General features: G+C 67.6%; 5 protein-coding genes. 4 read left to right on the top strand and 1 reads right to left on the bottom strand.

Features of this window, described 5'->3' with window-relative positions; all coding sequences use genetic code 11:
• Positions 1–195: 195 nt before the first annotated feature.
• Together Y704_RS0103090 and Y704_RS0103085 are read left to right on the top strand one after the other, a co-directional pair.
• Positions 196–1,719 (top strand): acetaldehyde dehydrogenase ExaC, encoded by a 1,524-nt coding sequence (locus tag Y704_RS0103090; RefSeq protein WP_026549011.1) that lies wholly within the window; start codon positions 196–198, stop codon positions 1,717–1,719.
• A 9-nt stretch (positions 1,720–1,728) separates the two neighbouring features.
• The gene (locus tag Y704_RS0103085; RefSeq protein ID WP_026549010.1) at positions 1,729–2,115 is read left to right on the top strand and encodes a DUF779 domain-containing protein; all 387 of its coding nucleotides are present in this window, start codon (positions 1,729–1,731) and stop codon (positions 2,113–2,115) included.
• A 28-nt stretch (positions 2,116–2,143) separates the two neighbouring features.
• Here Y704_RS0103085 and Y704_RS0103080 read toward each other — a convergent pair whose 3' ends face one another.
• On the bottom strand, positions 2,144–2,539 hold the full coding sequence (locus tag Y704_RS0103080) for a VOC family protein (protein WP_026549009.1): 396 nt from the start codon (positions 2,537–2,539) through the stop codon (positions 2,144–2,146).
• A gap of 147 nt (positions 2,540–2,686) precedes the next feature.
• Here Y704_RS0103080 and Y704_RS0103075 point away from each other — a divergent pair, with 147 nt between their 5' ends.
• Together Y704_RS0103075 and Y704_RS18660 are read left to right on the top strand one after the other, a co-directional pair.
• On the top strand, positions 2,687–3,307 hold the full coding sequence (locus tag Y704_RS0103075; protein ID WP_026549008.1) for a TetR/AcrR family transcriptional regulator: 621 nt from the start codon (positions 2,687–2,689) through the stop codon (positions 3,305–3,307).
• Positions 3,308–3,347: 40 nt separating this feature from the next.
• Positions 3,348–4,738, top strand: a 1,391-nt coding sequence (locus tag Y704_RS18660) for an MMPL family transporter (protein WP_035771467.1), incomplete at its 3' end; no start/stop codon positions are given.

Here is a 4,738-nt window from a genome sequence, read left to right as displayed (position 1 = left end):
CCGCCGTCGTCGCCCATCTGGAGTGGATGGACCGCGAGCTCGGCATCACCGGAGCGGACAGCTCCGTCCGGTCGTAGCGTCGGCGCCGCCGTGCCGTGCCGTGCCGTGCAACCTTGTTGCAACTCTTCGGTCATTACCCTCGCAGGAGGTGGACGATGACGTCCATGTCCCGCGAAAAGCCCAAGGAGTTAACCCATGACTGTTTACGCCCAGCCTGGCCAGGATGGTTCAAAGGTCAGTTTCAAGCCGCGCTACGAGAACTGGATCGGCGGCGAGTGGGTTGCCCCGATCAAGGGCCAGTACTTCGAGAACATCTCCCCCGTCACCGGCAAGGCCTTCTGCGAGGTGGCACGGAGCACCTCGGAGGACATCGACCTGGCCCTCGACGCGGCCCACAAGGCAGCCCCTGCCTGGGGCAAGACGTCCGTGGCCGAGCGCGCCGCGGTGCTGAATCGGATCGCCGACCGCATCGAGGCGAACCTCGAGATGCTGGCCGTCGCCGAAACCTGGGACAACGGAAAGCCGGTGCGTGAGACCCTCGCCGCCGACATGCCGCTAGCCGCGGACCACTTCCGGTACTTCGCCAGTGCCATCCGTGCCCAGGAGGGGCGCCTGTCGCAGCTCGACGACGACACCACGGCGTACCACTACCACGAGCCCCTCGGCGTCGTCGGCCAGATCATCCCGTGGAACTTTCCCATCCTCATGGCGACATGGAAGCTCGCCCCCGCCATCGCCGCCGGCAATGCCGTCGTGCTCAAGCCCGCCGAGCAGACGCCGTCGTCCATCCTGGTGCTGATGGAGCTTCTCGGCGACATCCTGCCCGCCGGTGTCATCAATGTGGTCAACGGGTTCGGCGTGGAGGCCGGCAAGCCGCTGGCGTCGTCGAAGCGCATCCGGAAGATCGCGTTCACCGGTGAGACCACTACTGGTCGGCTGATCAGCCAGTACGCCAGCCAGAACCTCATTCCGGTCACGCTCGAGCTCGGCGGCAAGAGCCCCAACATCTTCTTCTCGGATGTGGCAGACAGCAATGACGCCTTCTACGACAAGGCGCTCGAAGGGTTCGCGCTGTTCGCGTTCAACCAGGGCGAGGTCTGCACGTGTCCCTCACGGGCGCTGGTCCAGGGTTCCATGTACGACTCCTTCATGTCCGACGCCGTCGCCCGGGTGGGGAAGATGGTGCAGGGCAACCCGCTCGACACCGCCACGCAGGTGGGAGCCCAGGCGTCCAACGACCAGCTCGAGAAGATCCTGTCCTACATGGACATCGGCCGGCAGGAGGGCGCGAAGGTGCTCATCGGCGGCGAGCGGATGACCCTCGGCGGCGATCTCGCCGAGGGCTACTACGTTCAGCCGACCATCTTCGAGGGCACCAACAACATGCGGGTGTTCCAGGAGGAGATCTTCGGTCCGGTCGTCTCGGTCACGAGGTTCGAGGACTACTCGGAAGCTCTGGAGATCGCCAATGACACGCTCTACGGTCTGGGTGCCGGCGTCTGGTCGAGGAACGGGAACGTCGCCTACCGTGCCGGCCGCGAGATCCAGGCAGGCCGGGTGTGGGTCAACAACTACCACGCCTACCCGGCGGGGGCAGCGTTCGGCGGCTACAAGTCTTCGGGCATCGGCCGCGAGAACCATGCGATGATGCTCGATCACTACCAGCAGACCAAGAATCTGCTGGTCAGCTACTCCGAGAACAAGCTCGGGTTCTTCTAGGGGGATGCCGTGACTCTCGAAGCCTCGGTGGTCCTGCCGGGGGAGACGTTCTCGCGGGTGGCGCTGACCGGGTCCGCGGCCGCGCTCCTCCAGAAGCTCTGGGACCTTCACGGTCCGCTGATGTTCCACCAGTCCGGTGGCTGCTGCGACGGTTCCTCGCCCATGTGCTATCCGGACGGGGAGTTCATCACCGCGGAAGCCGACATCCTGCTCGGGGTGCTCGACATCTCCGACGACGGCAGCCAGCCGATTGATTTCTGGATGTCACGGGAGCAGTTCGAGTACTGGAGGCACACCCACCTGACGGTCGACGTCGTTCCCGGGCGGGGCAGCGGCTTCTCGGTCGAGGCGCCGGAGGGCAAGCGGTTCCTCATCCGGTCGCGCCTGATGGAGTAGGTGCGCCAGGAAGGGCGGGTGGAATTCTTCACCCGCCCTTTTCCATGTCCGAACGGTCGGCTCCCGAGGGCTGCCACAGCTGGATCCCATGGCCTTCGGGATCCTCCAGGCTGGCGAAGGTCCCGTTGGGGTAGGTGACCGGGTCCACCTCGACCGGAATGCCGGCGTTCCGTAGCTGGGCCACCATCGCGTCCAGATCGGCGACCCGGAAGTTGATCGCCCAGCTGTGGAGCCGGCTTCCGAAGTGCGGTGAGTCGGTGGGCATGGCCGCGAACACGGTGGAGCCGGCCTTCTGCTGCCAGGAGGCCTCGTCGTAGGAGGCTGGAGGCGGGTCCACGCCCAGATGGTCGCTGTACCACCGGGCCAGGCCGTCCGGGTCCGACGCACGGAAGAACAGGCCGCCGATGCCGTCGACACGCTGCATACCGGGAATCTATCGGGGCTGGGTGTTCTCCGCAACGGACAGGCACGACGTGCCGACCCGTCGTACTGCAGTATCCGGCCGGGCAGCTGCCGCCACGGTTGTTGCACGCTGTGCAAGTTTTGAACTAGCCTGCTGGGTGTGGAAGTGATGGCTGAGACGACGGAGCCCCCGGGGCGCCGTGAGCAGAACAAGATCGACACCCGGCGGGCGATCGCCGAGGCTGCGCTGACCCTCGCGCGCAGCCAAGGGCCCGGGTCATTCACCGTGGACCAGATCGCCGCCCATGCCGGGGTTTCGCGCCGCACCTTCTTCAACTACTTCCGCAGCGCCGAGGATGCCCTCAACCTCCGCACTGAGTCCTTCCTCGAACTGGCGATCGGCATTTTTGCGGCGCAACCCGCCGGGCTCCCGTTGCTGGACACCATGATCGGGGCGTTCAGCGCGACCACTCAGGTGGAGCATCTGGGAGCGCACGGCGAGCTGTTCCGCATGGCGGCCGACAACCCGGAGCTGCTCCGCGCGCAGCTGCACTCGTGGGAACGCGCCGAAACCCGGATCGTGCAGGCCGTCGAGGAGCGTCTCGGCGACGGCGTCTCCCACCTCTATGTCACAGCACTCGTCGGCTCGGTGCTCTCGTGCACCAAGGCGGCCATGCAGGACTGGGCGGGGGAGACCCCCGAGCCCGACGACGCCTCCGGCGCCGACCTCGAAGCCCGGATCGTCCGCGCCCTCTCACTGCTCCGCGACGGCTTCGCGAACCCCGCCTGACACTCCCTCCATTCCCCGCACCCACCAGCAAGGACGCATCATGGCATTTCTGCTCTACCGGCTCGGCAAGTTCGCGTACCGCAGGCGCTGGTGGGTGGTCTCGGCCTGGCTGGCCATCATCCTCGCCGTCGGCGGCGCCGCCGTCGCGTTCTCCGGGACCCTGACCAACAACTTCTCCATCCCCGGCACCGAGTCGCAGCGCATCTCCGACCGTCTGCGGGCTGAACTTCCCGAGGCCGTTGGAGGCACCGGCACTGTGGTGTTTACCTCCGACGACGGCGCCTTCACCGCCGACCAGGAGGCCGCCGTCCGGGCAGCTCTGGCGGAGATGGCGGCGCTCGACGGCGTCCGCTCGGTTGTGGATCCGTTCGACGTCGCAGCGCAGGTCGAAAGCGGCAGCGCCGAGCTGCAGGCCGGGCGCACCGAGCTGGACGCCAGCGGACAGCAGCTCTCCGACGGCGAAGCGCAGCTCGGGCAGGGCCAGGAGCAGCTCGACGCGCAGCGGGAAGCCTTCGAGCAGGGGCGCGCGTTCCTCCCGCCGGAGCAGGCGCAGGCCACCGAGGACCAGCTCGCAGCCGCCCAGGCGCAGCTCGACGCCGGCAGGGCCGAACTCGAGGCCGGCCGCACCCAGCTCGACGAGGGCCGCGCATCCCTGGCGCTTGCGCAGCGCAGACTCGAGGCGACGTCGGGCATCCGGCTCGTGTCCGAGGACAACACCGCCGCCGTGGCGAGTGTGCAGTTCGAGGAGCAGATCAATGCCGTGCCGCCGGAACTCCGCGAGGAACTCCAGGTGACGGCCGAATCCGTCACGGACGCCGGTGTCTCGGTGGATTTCAGCAAGGAGATCGTCGAGGACGTCTCGGAGATCCTCGGCCCGGCGGAGATCGTGGGTCTGCTCGTCGCGGCGATCGTGCTGGTGCTGATGCTCGGCACCCTGATCGCCGCGGGGCTGCCGCTGGTCATGGCCGTGGTGGGAGTGGGGGTGGGCGTCGGCATCACCTTCGCCCTCTCCGGGCTCATCGAGATGAACAGCATCTCCCCCGTGCTCGCCCTCATGCTCGGCCTGGCCGTGGGGATCGACTACTCCCTGTTCATCGTCAACCGCCATCGGACGCAGCTGCTGCACGGAGTGGAGATGCAGGAGTCCATCGGCAAGGCCACGGGGACCGCCGGCAACGCCGTGCTGTTCGCCGGACTCACCGTGGTGGTGGCGCTCGCTGCCCTTGCGGTGCCGGGGCTGCCGTTCCTCACCGTCATGGGCCTCTCCGCCGCGGGGACGGTCGCGCTGTCGGTCCTCGTAGCCCTGACCCTGACGCCGGCGCTCCTCGCCGTTCTCGGCAGGCGCCTCATCTCGAAGCGGCGCTGGGCGAGGAACGACGCCGGATCGGCCGAGGGTACGCCGGATACGCTGCAGCTGGCAGCAGACCGGCG

The organism is Arthrobacter sp. Br18 (genome assembly GCF_000520555.1).
Taxonomy (GTDB): Bacteria; Actinomycetota; Actinomycetes; order Actinomycetales; family Micrococcaceae; genus Arthrobacter_D.
This window is presented reverse-complemented; position numbering and strand designations above follow the sequence as displayed.

What these genes read in the sequence shown, in the direction of transcription:
- Y704_RS0103080 (WP_026549009.1), bottom strand. Translation starts at nt 2,539, where the DNA reads ATGCAGCGTGTCGACGGCATCGGCGGCCTGTTCTTCCGTGCGTCGGAC.
- Y704_RS0103090 (WP_026549011.1), top strand. Translation starts at nt 196, where the DNA reads ATGACTGTTTACGCCCAGCCTGGCCAGGATGGTTCAAAGGTCAGTTTC.
- Y704_RS0103075 (WP_026549008.1), top strand. Translation starts at nt 2,687, where the DNA reads ATGGCTGAGACGACGGAGCCCCCGGGGCGCCGTGAGCAGAACAAGATC.